Genomic DNA, 19,137 nt, shown 5'->3' with positions numbered 1-19,137 from the left:
AAAATAAGACGGCGAATCTTACTGAATGGTGCTCGCCCTGGCAAGGCCAGGACAGCCGGAAACAGACGCTATCGGGGGCTCGGGTCAGCGCGTCCGCTACGGCAGTGTTCGGCAGGCTAGGCATCCCCTACCTTGGTTTTTGCGTCAGCGGGCTAGGCATCCCCGGCGACAGGCTGCGGAATTATCCGGATTACGCGAAAAATAGCAAGCATGTTAGTAGGCGAATCATCACCCGCCGTGCCCGCCCCGTCACTCACCGAGGCATAATCGCGCATCAGCACGAACCGACTCGGCTCGTGGCTCAGAACGAAACTTATCGGCCGACCCCATAATCCGATTCACGAACCTAACAGACCAAAGGACTCCGCATGGAACTGCGCCAACTTGGCCGCACCGAATTGAATGTCAGCGCGCTGTGCCTGGGCAGCATGACCTGGGGCGAACAGAACGATCAGGATCAAGCGTTCGCTCAGCTGGATCGCGCCAGAGCCGCAGGCATCAACTTCCTCGATACCGCCGAAATGTATCCAGTGCCGCCGCGAGCGGAAACCTATGCCACCACAGAGCGCTACATCGGCAACTATTTCAAGGCCCGCGGGAATCGTGCCGACTGGATCCTGGCCAGCAAGATCGCCGGACCCGGCAATGGAATCAGTCACATCCGTGACGGCCAGCTGAAGATGAACAGGCAGCACATCGTTGCGGCCCTCGATGCAAGCCTTCAGCGCCTGCAGACGGACTGGATCGATCTGTACCAACTGCATTGGCCAGAACGCAGCACCAATTTCTTCGGCCAACTCGGTTACCGCCATCAGGAGCAGGATTTCACGCCCATCGAGGAAACGCTCGAAGCCATGGACGAGCAGGTAAAGGCCGGAAAGATCCGCCACATCGGTCTGTCGAACGAAACCCCCTGGGGCACAATGAAGTTCCTGCAGCTCGCCGAAGCCAGAGGCTGGCCGCGCGCCGTTTCGATCCAGAACCCCTACAACCTGCTCAATCGCACCTTCGAGGTCGGCTTGGCCGAAATAGCCATTCGCGAACAGTGCGGGCTGCTGGCCTATTCGCCCCTGGCTTTTGGCATGCTCAGCGGCAAATACGAACAAGGCGCTCGACCGGCCGGAGCACGAATCACGATGTTCAGCCGTTTTTTGCGCTATACCAATCCACAGTCGCAAGCCGCCTGCTCTCGATATGTGGCACTTGCTCGCGAACATGGCCTGGACCCGGCCCAGATGGCGCTGGCCTATATCACGCAACAGCCTTTCGTCACTAGCAATATCATCGGTGCCACGTCACTCGACCAGCTGGAAACCAATCTCGCCAGCGCCGAATTGCGACTGTCCGCCGAGGTGCTTGAAGGCATAGAGGCGATTCACACCGAACAACCCAATCCCGCACCCTGAGGAATACACAAAAAAGAGCCAGAATATTGGTATCGCCACGATCGCCAAACCCAGCCCGCACAAGCGAAGAGCCCGAACATGATTGCCGCCGAACTGCTCGCACCATTCAGCCTTTTTCTGGGCTGGCTGCTTTATACCGCCGGGCTGCTCTGGGCCTGCGCGCGAGCGCCCTGGGTGGAACTGTTCAGCGATACCCGGCGCCAGCATCTAGTGTTCGGCGCCGTTCTGGCGATATTTCTGCTGTGGCTGGTTCGTCGAGACTTCGACTCTGGGTTGTCCTTCCACTTCATCGGACTGACAGCCGTAACACTCTTACTGGACTGGCCACTGGCAATCCTTGCCGCCTTCATTGCCCAGCTTGGGCTGACCGTGACGGGCCATCAACAGCTGGTAGCGCTCGGCCTGAATGGCGTGCTGTTAGTACTGATACCGGTTACGGTAACGGAGCTCTGCGCCTTTGCCGTGGAACGCACCCAGCCGCGAAATCTTTTCGTCTACATTTTCTTTTCCGGCTTCTTTGCCGCCGGCCTAGCAGCGCTTTTGTGCATTCTGGCCGGACTGGGAATCCTGCTGATCGATGGTCGCTATCCAATGCCTCCCTGGCTGGAAGACTTTGCCGGCTATATCTGGCTGGTGATGTTTCCCGAGGCATTCATCAACGGAACCGTCGTCAGCGCTCTGGTCGTCTTCTATCCAGACTGGATGGAAACCTTCAACCGCAGCCGCTATTTGCAAGCCCCCTGGAAAGATGACGGCAACAAGCAGGCTTGAGCCGCAGACTCAATGCTGACGAGGCGGCACGTCACCGGAAAAAAGATCATCCTCGACCTCATTACCCGGAATCGCATGCTCTTCCGACGCCCAGGCACCCAGATCGATCAGCTTGCAACGCTCGGAACAGAACGGCCGATTCGGACTCTTCACGCTCCACTCGACTGGCGCGCCACAGGTAGGGCATTCAACCATAGTGCTCATTCCTGACCTCCTCGCAACGTCAGATAGAAATTGTGCAACCGTTCCACCCCAGCTTTCAGCCAAGCTAGATCACGATCGTTGACCAGCACATCGTCGGCATGACGCAGACGCTCCTCGCGGCTGGCCTGGGCCTTGATGATGGCTTGGATCTGCGCTTCGCTAGACTGATCTCGCCGGGCAGCACGCTCGATCTGCATAGCTTCAGGCACATCGACAACCAGCACGCGGTCGACCTGACGATACTGGCCGGACTCCACCAGCAGCGGCGACACCATGATGGCGTAGGGAGAGGTTGCCCGGGCGAGGTGCCCAGCGACTTCCTGGCGAATCAGCGGGTGGAGTAACTCCTCGAGCCATTTGCGCTGAGCCGGGTCCTGGAATATCCGCTCACGCAGCACTGCACGATCCAGAGTGCCATCAGATGCAAGAACCGCCTCGCCGAAGCGCTCTGCGATCAACCTCAACGCCGGCTTGCCAGGCTCCACCACCCAGCGCGCGGCATGATCGGCGTCCACCCAGTGCACCCCGAGCTGCCCGAACGCTTCCACCACAGCGCTTTTTCCGCTGCCAATACCGCCAGTCAAACCAAGCACCCATGGCTTCATCACGCACCGCCCAGACCGGAAAACGACGCGCAGTAGTAACGTCTGATCAGCGTGGATGCAAGTTGATGGTGCCCATGGATGGCAAAATTTGCGATCAACGCGGTCAATCCCTGGAGTGACAACGATGGGCTTCGAGCCGGCAGCAAGCTTTCTCCGCCGCGGGCCCGTTGCCCACCGAAGATGTGCGCCGTTTTTTGTAGGAGGCCCGCCCTCGGGGCGAAGCTTCTGCATGCGATCTTACCCACGCCCCGCGTGGGCACGAAGGCTAGGCTGCTCCGCGTCCGCCCTTCTTGACAAGCACAACGCTCCGTTCGTCAGAACCCCGCGAACTGCAGATAACTCGACGTGATTTGATCACCCCAAAGCAGGGCGACCCAGCCAGCGATCGCCAGATAGGGCCCAAAAGGAATGGCCGTGCCGCTATCGGCCTTCTGCACACGCAGCATGATCGTACCCAGCACCGCCCCAACGACCGACGACAACAGAATGGTCAACGGCAAGACCTGCCACCCACCCCAGGCACCAAGCATCGCCAGCAGCTTAAAGTCGCCATAGCCCATGCCCTCCTTGCCGGTCACCAGCTTGAACAACCAGTACACCGACCACAGGCTGAGATAGCCGGCAACCGCACCCCATACCGCATCCGGCAGCGTAGCGAACAGGCCGAACAGATTGACGAGCAATCCCAGCCAAAGCAGCGGCAACACGAGGGAGTCCGGCAGCAGCTTATGATCGACATCGATCATGCTCATCGCCAGCAGCCCCCAGGTCAGCAGCAACATCGCACCGGCCTGCCAGGTGAAGCCGAAATGCCAGGCGACGTAGCCCGAGAGCAATCCGCACGCCAGCTCAACTAAAGGGTAGCGTTTGCTGATCGGCGCCTTGCATGACGAACACTTGCCCCGCAGCGCCAGCCAACTCACCAACGGGATGTTCTCCCACGGCCGAATTTCGTGATCGCAGTGCGGGCAGTGGGAGTGAGGGAGGATCAGATTGAACGTCGTGGCAGGCTCGCCAGGCAGCTCGAGAAACTCACGAGCCTGAGCGCGCCAATCGCGCTGCATCATGATGGGCAGGCGGTGTATCACGACGTTGAGAAAACTGCCGACCAGCAGACCAAGCACAAACACGCAGAAAACAAAGGCCAGCAGGTTGCTGGCCAGCAACTGAAGAATCATTGAGTTAACCGATCACGCTGCCAAGCTGGAAGATAGGCAGGTACATCGCGATGATCAGCCCCCCCACCAGCACCCCCAGCACCGCCATGATCATGGGTTCCATCAGAGTCGTCAGGTTATCGACCATATTGTCCACTTCGTCCTCGTAGAAACCCGCAACTTTATCCAGCATTTCGTCCAGCGAGCCTGACTCCTCACCAATGGCCGTCATCTGAACCGCCATTGAGGGGAACACCGCGGTAGTACGCATCGAGAAATTAAGCTGCACACCGGAGGACACATCGTTACGAATTTTAGCGACCGCGTTGCGGAACACTACGTTACCAGTGGCACCCCCTACCGAATCCAGCGCATCGACAAGTGGTACGCCGGCAGCGAAGGTAGTCGAAAGAGTTCGCGCGTAACGCGCCACAACGGCCTTGTAAAGAATGTTGCCTACAATCGGCAACCTGAGGAGCCCTCTATCCAGCACATCGCGAAATTTTTCCGAGCGCTTATAGCTATGCTTGAATAGAAATGCCGCCGCAAACATCCCAACGATAACCAGATACCACCAGTCCTGCAGCCAGCGCGAGAGCCCAATCACCATCATGGTGAAAGCAGGCAGTTCCGCACCGAAACCGTGAAATACATTCTCAAACTGTGGCACCACCTTGATCAGCAGGATCGCGGAAACTATGACCGCCACCACAATAACTGCTATCGGATAAGTCATTGCCTTTCTAATCTTAGCCTTGAGCTGCTCGGTCTTTTCCTTGTAGGTTGCGACCCTATCCAGCAAGGTTTCCAGCGCGCCGGACTGCTCACCGGATTCCACCAGGTTGCAATAAAGGTCATCGAAATATTGCGGCTTCTTGCGCAACGAACCGGCGAAGCTGTTACCAGCGGCCACCTCTTGCTTCACGTCATCCACCAGCTTGCGCATGTTCGAATTGTCGAAGCCCTCACCGATGATGTCGAACGACTGCAACAACGGCACACCGGCCTTCATCATGGTCGCCATCTGCCGGGTGAACAGCGCGATGTCCATCGGCTTGATCTTCTTGCCCGCGCTGAACAGCGAGACCGCTTTCTTGCGCACCTTAAGCGGATTAATGCCCTGCTTGCGCAGTTGCGCCTTGATCAGCGCCGGGCTCTGGCCAGACAGCTCTCCCTTGATCCTGCTGCCCTTGCGGTCAGTGCCTTCCCAGGTGAACACACTGGTTTTCAACGCTTTCTGCTGCGCCATGGTTAATCCTTGGTCACGCGGTTGACTTCCTCCAGGCTGGTGATGCCGTGCATGGCTTTGACCAGACCCGAAAGACGCAAATCATTGAAGCCATCTCTGCGCGCTTGAATAGCGATATCGATGGAGTTTCCTTCCTCCATGATAAGCCGCTGTAGAGCAGGCGTGATTTTAACCACTTCATAAATACCGACACGGCCCTTGTAACCGCCATTGCAATTGTCACAACCCACCGGCCCATAAAGCTGGAACGTGCCGATCTTGTCTTCTGGAAAGCCTTCCTTCAGCAAGGCGTCGCGCGGCACCTCGACCGGCTTCTTGCAACCGGGACACAACTTGCGCGCCAAACGCTGGGCGATGATCAAGTTGACCGAAGTCGCGATATTGAATGCCGGCACCCCCATATTGCGCAGGCGGGTCAAGGTTTCAGCGGCACTGTTGGTATGCAGCGTTGACATCACCATATGGCCTGTCTGCGCCGCCTTGATGGCGATCTCGGCGGTTTCCAGATCGCGGATTTCGCCGACCATGATGATGTCCGGGTCCTGACGCAAAAAGGCGCGTAACGCCTGGGCAAAGTCCATGCCCTGACGCGGATTGACGTTGACCTGATTGATGCCTTCGAGGTTGATCTCCACCGGGTCTTCAGCAGTAGAAATATTCACATCGATGGTATTGAGAATATTCAGGCCGGTGTACAGCGAAACCGTCTTGCCCGATCCCGTTGGGCCGGTGACCAAAATCATCCCCTGCGGCTGCTTCAGCGCAGCCATGTACAGCGCTTTTTGCTCTTCCTCATAGCCCAGCGCATCGATGCCCATCTTGGCGCTGGATGAGTCGAGGATCCGCATCACGATCTTCTCGCCCCATAGCGTCGGCAGGCTGTTGACACGGAAGTCGATGGACTTGCTCTTAGAGACCTTCATCTTGATCCGGCCGTCCTGCGGCTTGCGCCGCTCGGCAATATCCAGCGCCGCCATGACCTTGAGGCGCGCGGAAATTCGACTGACCAACTGCACTGGCGGCCTCGCTACCTCATGCAGCACACCGTCGGTACGGAAGCGCACCCGATAGGATTTCTCGTAGGGTTCGAAGTGCAGGTCCGACGAGCCGCGCTTGATTGCGTCTAGCAGCATCTTGTTGACGAAGCGCACAACCGGCGCATCATCGGCCTCGTTGTGCCCTCCATCCTCTTCATTGGCGCCACCACTAATCTCGACATCCAACTCGTCGAGATCAGAATCAGTAAGCCCATCCATCGCAGCGTCGGCAGACTCGAACAGTTTTTCAATCGCTTCGCCAAGCTTGTCATCTTCAACCAGCACCGATTCGACAGAAAGCCCGGTGTTGAACTGGATATCGCTGATGGCCTGATGATTAGTTGGATCGGAAATCGCGACATACAATTTGTTACCGCGACGCTGCAGTGGAAGCAGACGGTGCTGGCGTACCAGCTTTTCGCTAATCAGGTCCGTAGGCTGGGTTTCCCTGTCCAGAGCACTCAGATCGAAATACGGAACGCCAAACTGCTCACCAGCGACATCCACCACCGTCCGACTTTTTATCAGTTTGTTCTGCACCAACCAGGAAACCAGCGACACCTGATTACGCTGGGCCTGTTGCTGGGCCTGCTGCGCGACCTTTTCATCAAGCTGACCAACCAATACCAACTGGCGAGCTAAACCACCGAGAGGAGCGTTTTCGTTCATTAAATTGCCTATAAAGGCTGAATAAATATCGCGCCCTTATAACGCAGTTCCTAGGGAGAGCCAAACGCGCAGAAACAAAGTGGCAATTTTTGTCACTTGCTGACTGTAAGGGGTGCTTTGACGATAGGGGTGACGGCTATCGCCAACCAAATCGCGCCTTTATCGTTGCAGGAGGCGCACCCTCGCGACGATGACGCAGCCGACTACCTTTATATAAAGGAAAGGCGCTCACCGAGACTGACCCACCAACACAACTCCCACCCCAAAGGCACCGCGAACCCAAGTCCAGCATAGCTCCAGGCACAACCTGCTCTTTTGTAAGGCGCGCCCTGCGGCTAAAACCCGCATTCGACACCTCTAATCCCGCGCCAAAACACCGCACTGGCAAAGCCACAGAAAAGTGAGCTACCGCACAACCCCAAACTTCCAACCAGCTACCCCGCTTCGCCTGGCACAGAAGCTGCTCCTGTATTTACAGGTCCAACGACCTCACCAACACAGGAGCTTTCCAATGAAGAAGCAAAAAGGCTTTACCCTGATTGAGCTGATGATCGTGGTCGCGATCATCGGAATCCTGGCTGCAGTCGCCATTCCGCAATTCCAGGATTACCAAGCCAAGGGCTACGACAAGTCGGCGCAATCCGACGCTCGTAATATCCTGACCGGCGGCATCGCCAACTCCAACTAAGTCAAAAGGAATTTTTGCGATGAAAAAGATTATTGCCGCAGCTCTCTTCGCTAGTGCTTTCGTCTCCGTTGGTGCTCATGCTACTGGTGGTGGCGGTGGTAGTACTACTACCACCATCCCGCTCGTGACTGGCTATAATGCGATCGGCAACGTGACCACTAACATCAACCTGGCGCGCCAATATGCTTTCACGGCAATCGCATCCCGCGCTGGCTTCATTAAGAACGACTTTGAAGGCACCCTGTCGGCCAACGTAATTGCCGGCTTGAACGATGATGCAGCCAATAACCGGATGGGCGTGGTCGCCGGTTCTAACAAGGGTTATACCGTATTCACCGGTTCCTCCGTAGGCGGCAGTGTTTCTCAATGCGGCAAGCCCACAGCCAAATCCGATACAAACCTCAGCGCGGGGTTGGTTGTAACGGGGACCCTTGACCTCAGTAAAGCCAACGGTTGCAACCGTGAGATCTGATCGCGGTTAGTGTTCAAACAAGCCCCCGTTAGGGGGCTTGTTTGTTATGGAGGCAAGCATGTTTGAACTCACAAGGCTTGGTGTGCGCATGGGCTTGCGTGGCCTCGGCTTTCGCATCCTACTGCTGGCTACCTTGGCACTACTGGGCATGGCCTTTCTGGCCGGCAACTTTTCCGGCCGCCAGCAACTGACAGTGACCCTCGATGTGGCTTTCAGCGGTATGCGCATTGTCCTGCTGCTGATGGTTTTGGTCTGGATGCAGGACTTGCTGGCCCGCGATATCGAACGCAAGTCGGTATATTTCATGCTGGCCTACCCGGTGGCCCGCTGGCAGTTCCTATTGTCGAGATTTTTCGCCGTTGCCGCGCTGGGCGGCATGAGCGTACTGTTTATCGGCGCGGCCTTCTGGGTATTGCTGTATCTCTTCGGCTCCGAATACGCACAGATGCGCCCGCCAGCGTTGGGCTGGAGCTATGCCCTGGTTCTGCTGGGCCTGTGGCTGGACCTGCTGGTGGTCGCAGCTTTTGCGCTGCTGCTAGCAACCCTTTCGACCACACCTTTTCTGCCGTTTCTGCTCGGCCTGGCCTTTGCCTTGGCGGCACGCGGCATGGGGCCGACCATCGATTACCTGCGCGGCGAGCGTTCCGACCCGCTGCATGAGCAAGTGTTCAGCCCGCTCCTGGAGCATGCCTACGTCTGGCTGCCCGACCTGTCGCGCCTGGACTGGCGCGTGCTATCGCTCTATGACCTGCCCGCCGAGCCGCTGGCCATGACACTGGCGGCGCTCAATGCACTGGCCTATATCGGCGCCTTACTGGCGCTGGCCGTGTTGATCTTCCAGCGGCGCAATTTCACATGAGAACGCTGTTTGTCCTGACGATCATGCTGTTCGCCTGGGCGGGCTTTGCCGTCACCGGCCAGCTGTTACGCGACCATGCCCGCCCGGAGGCCCGCGCCGAGGTGCTGCGGGTGCGCATGCCCATCCCGGTGCAGCTGACCTATGCGGCAGGAGATCCCTTCCTAGCTGCCAACCTCAACGTGTTTCGTAGCCTGATGGTGGCGGCTTCCATCACCGAGCAGGAGACCTACCGCATTCAGGGGCAGTTGCAGGCTGACGCAGCGTTCTTTAATTCTCGCCACGAGGATAACTACTATGTTGGCGCAGCCATCTTGCCGTGGAACGGCCAGGTGGCTGCGGCGCAGGATGTGCTGCTCAAGGCGGCACAGAGTCGAGACTGGGATATGTGGCCCGCGTTCTATTACGCATTCAACGCTATGTACTTCGAGCGCGACATGAACAAGGCCGGCCACTGGGCCGAAGTGGCTGCCCAACGCCATCCTGGCAATGCAGCAGCTCTGCGCGATATGGCGGCCAAGTGGTACGAGCGAGACGACGACCCTGAAATCGCCCTGAGCATCCTTATCGCCATGTATGACCAGAGCAAGGACGAGAATTTTCGCGCCCTGCTCGCCGCGCGCATTGTGCGTCTACAAGGCTTGCAGGCGCTGCGCACAGCGGCCGACGAATATCACCAACAACACGGGCGTGCACCGTCGCAGCTTGAGGAGCTGATCGGCCATGCCGGGCTTGAAGCTTTGCCTGAAGACCCGCTGCAGCTGGGTTATCTATTGTCCGCCGAGGGTCAGCCGCTGCTGGCCGATCATGTGAAGCAACAGGATTCGCAATGACACCAATCGAAGTGCGAGGGCTATACAAGTCCTTCAAGAGCAAGGGCAAGGCCATCAAGGCGCTGGACGATGTGGGCTTTACCGTCAAGAGCGGCCAGTCGGTCGGGTTTATTGGGCAGAACGGTGCCGGCAAGAGCACTAGCATCAAGATACTATTCGGCGCATTGCGCGCCGATGCCGGCCAGGCGCTGCTGATGGGGCGCGCCGCGGATGATCCGCTTTCACGTCAGGGCGTCGGCTATGTGCCGGAAAACCCCTATCTCTACGATCAATTGACGCCGCGCGAGGTGGTGAGCAGCGGCCTGCGTCTGCACGGCATCAAGGGCCCCGAAAACCATCGCCGTACCGAACACTGGCTGGAGCGCCTGGGTATCGCCTATGCGGCAGACAAGCGCATCCGCAACCTGTCCAAGGGTATGACCCAGCGCACCGCACTGGCCCATGCCTTCGCCATCGAGCCACAACTGCTGGTATTGGATGAGCCGATGTCGGGTCTTGATCCGGTGGGCCGTCGCCAGGTCGCCGACCTGATGCAGGAGTATCGCCAGGGCGGCGGCACGCTGTTTTTCTCTACCCATATCCTTCATGACGTCGAGCGCCTGGCCGACCGTTTCCTGATGATCCATAAGGGCCGCATCCGTGCCCAGCAGAGCATCGCTGATATGCTGGCCAGCCAGAACACGCTCGTGGTGCGCTACTACGGCACCAAGGCCCTCCCGGGCTTTGTCGAGGATGCCGGAATGATCTGGAAAGGCAGTTGTGAACGCGCTCAGATGCCGACAACCCTAGCCTCCATTGCCGATGCCGGCGGCACCTTGCTCAATGCTCATCCGCAGAATTCCCTAGAGGAGCTGTTCGACGACATTGTCAGCGAGACTGTCTGAGGACAGACAAGGAGCGGCACATGCCTTATTCCCCCGCCCTCGACGGCCTGCGCGCTGTCGCCATATTACTGGTATTGCTTTTCCATGGGCGCATGCCGGGGTTGCCGGGAGCCAATGTCGGCGTGGACATTTTCTTCGTCCTCAGCGGCTATCTGATCACCCGTATCCTGCTGGCGGAGCATCAGGCCAGTGGCGCCGTTGATCTACGACGTTTCTATCGCCAGCGGCTCTGGCGCTTGACCCCACCGCTACTTCTGCTGTTGCTACTCTATGCCCTGTTCGCACCCCTGTTGTGGCCGGATTATTACTTCCATATCCGTGACTGGATCGTGGTGCTGATCTATCAGGCCGATCTGGCACTTGTATTCGGCATGGGGCCGCAAATGATGCTGCATGCCTGGTCGCTGGGTATCGAAGAGCGGTTCTATCTGCTCTGGCCACCGGCCCTGCTCGGCCTGATGGCTTTGAGAAACCTACGTGTTGCCTTGACGTTACTGCTTGCCGGTATTGCCCTGCTGGGGCTGTGGCGTATGACAGCCCTACAAATAGGGGGGGTTGGCAGTGTTGAAGCTTATTATCGCTTCGACATGCGTATCAGCGGCCTGCTGCTCGGTGCCTGCCTAGGTATGTGGATCGGTAACAAACTGCCAGTGCCAGAGCAGCTGTTGCGCAGGCACTGGCTGGTATTGGCCTGGCTGGTATTGCTGGCGGTGATGCTGTACCCAACCGATGACAAGGGGCGGCTGAGCTTTGGCCTGCCATTGGTTGAAGTAACGGTGCTATATATCCTGCTCTGGCTGCACTGCCGACCGCATGGATTGCTGGGCAAGATGCTGGCCTGGCGCGCTCTGGTGTATGTCGGCCAGCTGTCCTATGGGCTGTACCTGTTTCATTACCCTGCCATGGAATACCTGAAACTCCAGCATCTATGGTGGTTGACCCTATTGGCTGGTACAGCCGTAGCGTTTGTTCTGGCCATGTTCAGCCATCACCTGATCGAACAACCGATTCGTCGCTGGCGCAAGAGGCCAACGAGTACCCCGGTTAGCTTGCCCTAATACATACAACGTTCTGGCTAAATCTGCTTCTTACCCGGTCCGGCACTGCGGCACCTTAACCACCTCCTCGAATATAGTCGCCACCCTTCACTTGGTGTAGCCAATCAAAGCCATCGCCAGCCTCACAGTGTCTTTGAAATACACTCCTGGAGTCTTGCTGGGAGCTTTTCCATGAACAAACGGGCCTTGACTGAATTGATACGTTCATGTGTCGATGGCTCGCTTGCCGTCTATGCCTTTGGCAGTCGAGTGCAAGGGACGACGGGGCGCAGAGCGACCTGGATCTGGCTGTGCTGGTGCAGGTCTATGCCGATCCGCTGGTGCTGTGGCAGCTCGCCGGGGAGGCTGCCGATATCGCCGGCTGCCCGGTTGACCTGCTGGATCTGCGCAACGCTTCGACGGTGATGCAGCAACAGATTCTGTTGGGCGGCGAGCGCTGGTGGGCTGGCGGAGAGCAGGCAGGCCTGGTCGAATGCGCCATGCTCAGCGAGAAACTGGAGCTAGATCGGCGCCGGGCGGCTTTGTTGCAGGATATCGAGCGGGAGGGGCGAGTGTATGGCCGATGATGTGCTGCTGAACAAGGCAGCGAGCGATGTGTCAAGCGTGCGCGCGAGGAGTACGAGCGCGACCCGGCGACCTTCGCCGATGATTTTACTCGCCAGGATGCAGCGATCCTGAATATTCAGCGTGCCTGCGAAGCGGCGCTGGACATCGGCAGCATCTGATCAGGCGTGAACGCCTGAGTATCCCGCAAAGCGCTCGCGACGTATTCGCGCTGCTTGTCGCAGGAGGCTGGATTGAAAATGATCTGGCTGACGCCCTGAAGCGAATGGTGGGCTATCGCAATATCGCGGTGCATGGATATCAGGCGTTAAAGTTGCCGATAGCCGTTGCGGTGATTACCCGACACTTGGGTGGATTTCTCGCCTACTCGAAAGCGGTTTTGCTCGGCGATACGAGCCACGAACAGAAACGATAGCGGTATCGCGACCTGGCGGCTCGCGCCTACGAACGTCGGATTACGTCTCCGGCTAATGCAACGCCGGTTGCAACAACTTACGAATCAGTCAACTTCTGGCCCTCACACATGCTGCTGGGCTAGCATCGGTCCTCTTTTATCTGTGAGGCATATCGCAAGCGATACCTACGTTCAGGAGAAAACATGAGCTTTACCGTTTATTTGTCCGGCGAAATCCATACCAATTGGCGCGATGAGATCGAGCGAGGCGCGAAAGCCGCCGGGCTGGATGTGGTGTTCACCTCCGCCGTAACCGACCATGACGCCAGCGACGCGGCCGGCGACTGTCTCGGCGCCGAGACCAATGCCTTCTGGCGCGACCACAAGTCGTCCAAGGTGAACGCGATCCGCACCAAGACGCTGATCCAGCAGGCCGACCTGGTCGTAGTGCGCTTCGGCGACAAGTACAAGCAATGGAACGCCGCCTTCGATGCCGGCTATTGCGCTGCGTTAGATAAGCCCTACATCACCCTGCACGCGGAGGATATCGTTCACCCACTGAAGGAAGTCGATGCAGCGGCGATGGCCTGGGCAACGACCACCGAACAGGTAGTGGAGATTCTTAAATACGTGCTGCGCGACTGAAAAAAGGCTCAGCTCCGCCGACGGATTTACAGTTTATTCGCCGCGAGAGCGCAGCTCCCACAGGGTGTGGTGGCTTTGGCTTTGTGGGAGCGCGACCCGGCGCGAAGTTTTATAGTTTGCTGGCAGGCTCTCGCCTGCAATCGCCGCGGGGGCGCGGCCCCCACAGGGTTTGGTGGGCTTTTGCTTCGTGGGAGCGCCGCCCCCGGCGCGAAGCTTGAACTCACGCGCACGGCTTGCATCTAGCTTTCAACTCCGACTGAGCAGCGGAGCGAACCCAGAAAGCAAAACGCCCTGCATCTGCAGGGCGTTTTTGTCACCTCGGAACTAGATCGCACCGCGCTTGCGCAACAGATCTATCACCTGCCTGACGCCCTCTTCCACCGTCAGCGATTCGGTATCGAGTACCAGATCGGCATTGCCGGGCACATCGTAGGGGAAGGATTCGCCGGGAATGTTGTCGCCACCCGCCGCATACAGACCTTGCGGGTCACGCTGCTGGCAGGTTTGCGGTGAGGCCTGAACGTATACGGTAATCGCCCGATCCGAACCAATCAGCGCCTTGGCCTGTTCGCGGCCTTCGGCATCCGGCGCGACGAAGGCCGCAAGGGTCAGCAGACCCGCCTCGTTGAATTGGCGCGCCACATGGGCGGCGCGGCGCCAGTTCTCGGTACGACCGGCACGGTCCTGCGGCAGGCCTTTGTTCAGATCGTGGCGCAAGTTCTGGCCATCCAGCACGTATACTGCACGCCCCATGTCGAACAGCTTGCGCTCCACGGCGTAGGCCAGCGTGCTCTTGCCCGCGCCCGAAAGGCCAGTGAACAACACGGTGGCCGGCTGCTGACCGAAGCGCGCCGCGCGCTCTTCGGTGGACACATGAGCCAGCGCACCGTGATGCCCAGTAGAACCATGAGCAAGCGGGTCAGCGATGATCATGCCGGCACCAACGGTGCCGTTGGTGAGCCTATCGATGACGATGAATGCGCCAGTCGTGCGGTTCTGCGCGTAGCCATCCAGGGCAATCGGCGCATCCAGGCTGACCTTGACGCGACCGATTTCGTTGAGCTGCAGGCTGCTCGCCGCGCCATGCTCCAGAGTATTGACGTCGACGCTATGGGTGATGCTGGCAATCGAGCCCGGCACATAGCTGGTGGCGCGCTTGATGTCGTATTTCTTGCCCGGCAGCATCGGCTCTTCGCCCATCCATACGAGCATGGCCTCGAAGCCGTCGGCGATGCGTGGCTGGTTGTCGGCGTGAACCAGCATGTCGCCACGGGACACGTCGATTTCGTCCTCCAGCGTCAGGGTGATCGCCTCGCCCGGCGTGGCCTGTTCCAGCTCGCCATCGAAGGTGACGATGGATTTGACCTTGCTGCGCTTGCCGGACGGCAGCACTGTGATCTCATCGCCCTTGCGCACGATGCCGCTGGCGAGGGTGCCGGCGAAGCCGCGGAAGTTGAGGTTGGGACGATTGACATACTGCACCGGGAAGCGCAGGTCGTCGAAATTGCGGTCGCCGGCAATCTCGACGCTTTCGAGGATCTCCATCAGCGACTGGCCTTCATACCAGGGTGCGCGCTCGCTGCGGTTAACCACGTTGTCGCCCTTGAGCGCCGACATGGGCACGAAGTGCAGCGAAGTCGGTTGCAGATCGATACGCTCGGCAAAGTTTAGATAATCCGCCTTGATGCGCTCGAAAACGGACTGGTCGAAGTCCATCAGGTCCATCTTATTAACTGCGACGACGATGTGCTTGATGCCCAACAGCGAGGTGATGAAGCTGTGGCGCTTGGTCTGGGTCTGCACGCCGTAGCGGGCATCGACGAGGATGATCGCCAGATCACAGGTCGAGGCCCCGGTGGCCATGTTGCGGGTGTACTGCTCATGACCGGGCGTGTCGGCGATGATGAACTTGCGCTTGGCAGTAGAGAAGTAGCGGTAGGCGACATCGATCGTGATGCCCTGCTCGCGCTCGGCCTGCAGGCCGTCGACCAGCAGTGCCAAGTCCACGTCATCGCCGGTGGTGCCAGACTTTTTCGAGTCACGGGTAATCGCTTCGAGGTGATCTTCATAGATCATCTTCGAGTCATGCAGCAGGCGCCCAATCAGGGTGCTCTTGCCATCGTCGACGTTGCCGCAAGTGAGAAAGCGCAACAGCTCCTTGCGCTCGTGCTGGGCCAGATACGCGAGGATGTCCTCGCTGATCAAATCAGACTGATGAGACATGGTGCGGAATCCTTAGAAGTAGCCCTGACGTTTCTTTTCTTCCATCGACCCGGCGCCGTCGTGGTCGATGACCCGACCCTGACGTTCGGACGTGCGGGTCAGGAGCATTTCCTGGATGATTTCGGGCAGGGTCGAGGCCGTGGATTCCACTGCGCCGGTCAGCGGGTAGCAGCCGAGGGTACGGAAGCGGACCATGCGTTTTTCGATCCGCGCCTTTTCCTCGTCAGTGAGGTGCTCGAGGATGCGCTCGTCGTCGATCATGATCAGGGTGCCGTTCTTCTCGATGACTTCGCGCTCGGCGGCGAAATACAGCGGCACGATCGGAATCTGTTCCAGATAGATGTATTGCCAGATGTCCAGCTCGGTCCAGTTCGACAGCGGGAAGACGCGGATGGATTCGCCCTTCTTGACGTTGCCGTTGTAGACATTCCACAGCTCGGGACGCTGGTTCTTCGGGTCCCAGCGGTGCTTGCTATCGCGAAAGGAGTACACGCGCTCCTTGGCACGGGACTTCTCTTCATCACGACGCGCGCCACCAAAAGCAGCGTCGAAGCCATGCTTGTCCAGCGCCTGTTTGAGACCCTCGGTCTTCATGATGTCGGTGTGCTTGGCGCTACCGTGGGTAAACGGGTTGATGTTCTGAGCGACACCATCCGGATTGACGTGGGTGATCAGGTCCAGGTCCATTTCCGTGACCATTTGCTCGCGGAAGCGGTACATCTCCTGGAACTTCCAGCGCGTGTCGACGTGCATCACCGGGAACGGCAGACGACCGGGAAAGAACGCCTTGCGTGCCAGATGCAGCATTACGGCGGAATCTTTGCCGATGGAATAGAGCATCACCGGGTTATCGAATTCGGCGGCCACTTCACGAATGATGTGGATGCTTTCCGCCTCCAGCTGTTTCAGATGCGTCAGTTTGTCGACCATGGCTACTCACGAATTTGGCAGATGGACGGCCGGCAGGCCGGAGCGAGGGCGCAACTCTAACACGGCGCAAACTTCTAATCAGGCCGCTGCTTAGAACGAAATTGACTAAATTTATGCCTCGGTCATTGGGCAAAAGATGGCGGCTCAGCGGGGTCTTTCAGCTGCGAGGCCAAGCTCATGGCCCAGAAACAAAGCCGTCTGCTTCTACAGCGCCGCCGGTGCGCAGAGCGCATCCTACGTCCAAATCATTTGCCATAGGCGGTGTTCGCTTGTCGTAGGGTGCGCTTTGCGCACCAAGGCAGCGCCTCTAGGCGACCTAGGCCGGATTGGGGCAATCGATGAACCGATGCTCGACGGCAAACCGCTTCGCCAGATAGTCACCGAGCGCCTGAACGCCGTAACGCTCGGTGGCATGGTGTCCGGCGGCGAAGAAGCTCAAGCCATTTTCACGCGCGATATGCACCGTGGGCTCCGAAACCTCCCCGGTTAGATACGCGTCAACACCCGCGGCCACGGCCTGATCGATATAGCCCTGGGCGCCGCCCGTGCACCAAGCGATGCGTCTGATCGGCCGCGGACCTTCGACCATCAGCGGCTCACGTCCTAGCGCGGCCGTCACCCGTCGCATGAAATCAGCAGGCGCGAGCGGTACATCGAGCGAGCCGACAAGGCCAACCGAGCGGGGATTGTCGGGTTCCAGAGGCCCTTCAACGGTGAGGCCGAGCAGCCGTGCCAACTGCACGTTGTTGCCCACTTCCGGATGCACGTCGAGCGGCAGGTGATAGGCAAGCAGGCTGATGTCGTTGCTGAGCAGCGTCTTCAACCGCCGCAGCTTGATGCCTACGACGCGCGGGTCTTCGTTCTTCCAGAAATAGCCGTGATGGACCAACACCACGTCGGCCTGCGCTTCGACTGCGGCATCGAGCAGTGCCTGGCTGGCAGTCACACCGCTAACGATGCGGGTCACCTGCCGCCGTCCTTCTACCTGTAAGCCGTTGGGGCAATAGTCAGAGATCTTGGTGGTGTTCAGGTAGCGATCGGCTTCTTCGACCAGCGTGCTCAGCTCAACGGCCATGCATACATCCTCTTGGCAAATACGGGTATCTCGCGGCCGCCGCGGAGGCTGAAAGCTGCGCGATGGACGGATTGAAACGACATGGCTGAAACCACCTCACCGGCCCGGCACAGAATCGCCATCGGCAAGGCTGCAATTCGCAGCCAGCTTCGTATAATGCCGCCACCTTAAGGGGCGCAATCGCCCTCCGCAACCTGTCCGGATTTCGAATCGCGATGATCAATGCCCTGCGTTTTCTTGGCTGGCCGTTGCTGGTAGGCCTGCTGGTGGCCCTGCTAATCATTCAGCGTTATCCGCATCTGGTAGGCCTGAGTACCGAGCCGGAATACACCCTGCGTCAGGCACCGCTGGTGGGGATACCGCAACAAGGCCCCTATTCCTATGCCAATGCGGTCAGCGGCGCGGCGCCAGCTGTGGCCAACCTCTACACCACCAAGGTGATCGACCGCTCCAGCCAGCCGCCGATGATCAAGGACGATCCTCTGTTTCAGCGATTCTTCGGTGACAACCTGCCGCGCCAGCGCCGCATGGAATCAAGCCTGGGCTCCGCGGTAATCATGAGCCCCGAAGGCTATCTGCTGACCAACAACCACGTCACCGCCAATGCCGAGCAGATCGTGGTGGCCTTGCGCGATGGCCGGGAAACGCTCGCGCGGGTCATTGGCAGCGACCCGGAAACCGATCTTGCGGTGCTGAAGATTGATCTGGCGGAGCTACCCGCGATCACCATCGGCCGTTCGGACAGCATCCGCATTGGCGACGTGACACTGGCGATCGGCAACCCGTTCGGCGTCGGCCAGACCGTGACCATGGGCATCATCAGCGCCACCGGGCGCAACCAGCTCGGTCTCAATACCTATGAAGATTTCATTCAGACCGACGCGGCGATCAACCGTGGAAACTCCGGCGGCGCGCTGGTCGACACCGCCGGACATCTGATTGGCATAAACACGGCGATCATCTCTGAATCCGGCGGCTCGCAAGGCATCGGGTTCGCGATTCCAGTGAAGCTCGCCATGGAAGTAATGAAATCCATCGTGGAACACGGCCAGGTGATTCGCGGCTGGCTCGGCGTGGAGGTGCAATCGCTGACCCAGGAACTGGCGGAATCCTTCGGCCAGGCAGGTCGGCCGGGAATCGTGGTTGCCGGCGTCTATCGGGATGGACCGGCTGAACGCGCCGGTCTGCGGCCAGGTGATCTGATCCTAAGCATCGATGGACAGCAGTCCAGTGACGGACGCACCTCGATGAACCAGGTCGCGCGCGTGCGGCCGGGCGATGAGATCGATATCGATATTCTGCGCAACGGGAAACCGCTGACACTTACCGCCGAGGTCGGCATGCGGCCTCCGGTAGAGAAGAGTCCGCAGTAAGCTGCAAGCTGCAAGCTGCAAGCTGCAAGCTGCAAGCTGCAAGC

Annotated in this window: 18 protein-coding genes and 2 pseudogenes; 12 read left to right on the top strand and 8 right to left on the bottom strand. The window is 58.8% G+C overall.

What is annotated here, in order from left to right; translation table 11 throughout:
* Positions 1-368: 368 nt before the first annotated feature.
* Both GYM54_RS18150 and GYM54_RS18145 read left to right on the top strand, forming a co-directional pair.
* Entirely contained in the window at positions 369-1,406 is a 1,038-nt protein-coding gene (locus GYM54_RS18150) for an NADP(H)-dependent aldo-keto reductase (protein ID WP_131649935.1), read from the top strand.
* A 78-nt stretch (positions 1,407-1,484) separates the two neighbouring features.
* A complete protein-coding gene (locus GYM54_RS18145; RefSeq protein ID WP_131649934.1) occupies positions 1,485-2,177 on the top strand; it encodes an energy-coupling factor ABC transporter permease in 693 nt (230 codons plus the stop codon).
* A gap of 9 nt (positions 2,178-2,186) precedes the next feature.
* On the opposite strand, the gene yacG is transcribed toward GYM54_RS18145, so the two are convergent.
* The 5 genes from yacG to pilB form a co-directional block, all read right to left on the bottom strand.
* Positions 2,187-2,381 (bottom strand): DNA gyrase inhibitor YacG, encoded by a 195-nt coding sequence (gene yacG / locus GYM54_RS18140; RefSeq protein ID WP_181100133.1) that lies wholly within the window; start codon positions 2,379-2,381, stop codon positions 2,187-2,189.
* Positions 2,378-2,986, bottom strand: coding sequence for a dephospho-CoA kinase (gene coaE / locus GYM54_RS18135; RefSeq protein ID WP_181100131.1), 609 nt, complete (start codon positions 2,984-2,986; stop codon positions 2,378-2,380). Before coaE ends, yacG begins: the two co-directional genes overlap by 4 nt.
* 314 nt (positions 2,987-3,300) lie before the next feature.
* On the bottom strand, positions 3,301-4,164 hold the full coding sequence (locus tag GYM54_RS18130) for an A24 family peptidase (protein ID WP_181100129.1): 864 nt from the start codon (positions 4,162-4,164) through the stop codon (positions 3,301-3,303).
* A 4-nt stretch (positions 4,165-4,168) separates the two neighbouring features.
* Positions 4,169-5,392: a type II secretion system F family protein gene (locus GYM54_RS18125; RefSeq protein ID WP_181100126.1), complete on the bottom strand. Its 1,224-nt coding sequence runs from the start codon at positions 5,390-5,392 to the stop codon at positions 4,169-4,171.
* 2 nt (positions 5,393-5,394) lie between these two features.
* Positions 5,395-7,098 carry a type IV-A pilus assembly ATPase PilB gene (gene pilB, locus GYM54_RS18120; protein ID WP_181100124.1) on the bottom strand — a complete coding sequence of 568 codons (1,704 nt, stop codon included), beginning with the start codon at positions 7,096-7,098 and terminating at the stop codon, positions 5,395-5,397.
* A 511-nt stretch (positions 7,099-7,609) separates the two neighbouring features.
* On the opposite strand from pilB, the gene GYM54_RS21890 reads away from it, so the two are divergent.
* The 9 genes and pseudogenes from GYM54_RS21890 (at position 7,610) to GYM54_RS18075 (ending at position 13,492) form a co-directional block, all read left to right on the top strand.
* A complete protein-coding gene (locus GYM54_RS21890) occupies positions 7,610-7,786 on the top strand; it encodes a type IV pilin protein (protein ID WP_181100122.1) in 177 nt (58 codons plus the stop codon).
* 19 nt (positions 7,787-7,805) lie between these two features.
* Positions 7,806-8,258 carry a hypothetical protein gene (locus GYM54_RS18110; protein ID WP_181100120.1) on the top strand — a complete coding sequence of 151 codons (453 nt, stop codon included), beginning with the start codon at positions 7,806-7,808 and terminating at the stop codon, positions 8,256-8,258.
* Positions 8,259-8,316: 58 nt separating this feature from the next.
* Positions 8,317-9,117, top strand: coding sequence for a hypothetical protein (locus tag GYM54_RS18105; protein WP_181100118.1), 801 nt, complete (start codon positions 8,317-8,319; stop codon positions 9,115-9,117).
* On the top strand, positions 9,114-9,947 hold the full coding sequence (locus tag GYM54_RS18100; protein ID WP_181100116.1) for a hypothetical protein: 834 nt from the start codon (positions 9,114-9,116) through the stop codon (positions 9,945-9,947). The genes GYM54_RS18105 and GYM54_RS18100 overlap by 4 nt, the downstream gene beginning before the upstream one ends.
* Entirely contained in the window at positions 9,944-10,831 is an 888-nt protein-coding gene (locus GYM54_RS18095) for an ABC transporter ATP-binding protein (protein ID WP_181100114.1), read from the top strand. Before GYM54_RS18100 ends, GYM54_RS18095 begins: the two co-directional genes overlap by 4 nt.
* Positions 10,832-10,851: 20 nt before the next feature.
* Complete coding sequence (locus tag GYM54_RS18090; RefSeq protein WP_181100112.1) at positions 10,852-11,889, top strand: acyltransferase; 1,038 nt, start codon at positions 10,852-10,854, stop codon at positions 11,887-11,889.
* A gap of 171 nt (positions 11,890-12,060) precedes the next feature.
* A pseudogene (locus GYM54_RS18085) lies at positions 12,061-12,455 on the top strand (nucleotidyltransferase domain-containing protein).
* Positions 12,445-12,868 (top strand): annotated as a pseudogene (locus GYM54_RS18080) (DUF86 domain-containing protein). The pseudogenes GYM54_RS18085 and GYM54_RS18080 overlap by 11 nt, the downstream one beginning before the upstream one ends.
* Positions 12,869-13,051: 183 nt before the next feature.
* Entirely contained in the window at positions 13,052-13,492 is a 441-nt protein-coding gene (locus tag GYM54_RS18075; protein ID WP_181100110.1) for a YtoQ family protein, read from the top strand.
* A 324-nt stretch (positions 13,493-13,816) separates the two neighbouring features.
* Here GYM54_RS18075 and cysN read toward each other — a convergent pair whose 3' ends face one another.
* From cysN to GYM54_RS18060, 3 genes are all read right to left on the bottom strand, one after another.
* Entirely contained in the window at positions 13,817-15,715 is a 1,899-nt protein-coding gene (gene cysN / locus GYM54_RS18070; RefSeq protein WP_181100108.1) for a sulfate adenylyltransferase subunit CysN, read from the bottom strand.
* 12 nt (positions 15,716-15,727) lie between these two features.
* Positions 15,728-16,645, bottom strand: coding sequence for a sulfate adenylyltransferase subunit CysD (gene cysD, locus GYM54_RS18065; RefSeq protein ID WP_131649923.1), 918 nt, complete (start codon positions 16,643-16,645; stop codon positions 15,728-15,730).
* 316 nt (positions 16,646-16,961) lie between these two features.
* Entirely contained in the window at positions 16,962-17,720 is a 759-nt protein-coding gene (locus GYM54_RS18060; RefSeq protein WP_181100106.1) for a Nif3-like dinuclear metal center hexameric protein, read from the bottom strand.
* A gap of 215 nt (positions 17,721-17,935) precedes the next feature.
* Here GYM54_RS18060 and algW point away from each other — a divergent pair, with 215 nt between their 5' ends.
* Positions 17,936-19,093, top strand: a complete 1,158-nt coding sequence (algW, locus tag GYM54_RS18055) for a Do family serine endopeptidase AlgW (RefSeq protein WP_131649921.1) — start codon at positions 17,936-17,938, stop codon at positions 19,091-19,093.
* Positions 19,094-19,137: the final 44 nt, after the last annotated feature.

Source organism: Pseudomonas sp. MTM4 (assembly GCF_019355055.1).
Classification (GTDB): domain Bacteria; phylum Pseudomonadota; class Gammaproteobacteria; order Pseudomonadales; family Pseudomonadaceae; genus Stutzerimonas.
The sequence above is the reverse complement of the archived record's forward strand: the minus strand, read 5'-3'. Positions and strand labels throughout refer to the sequence as shown.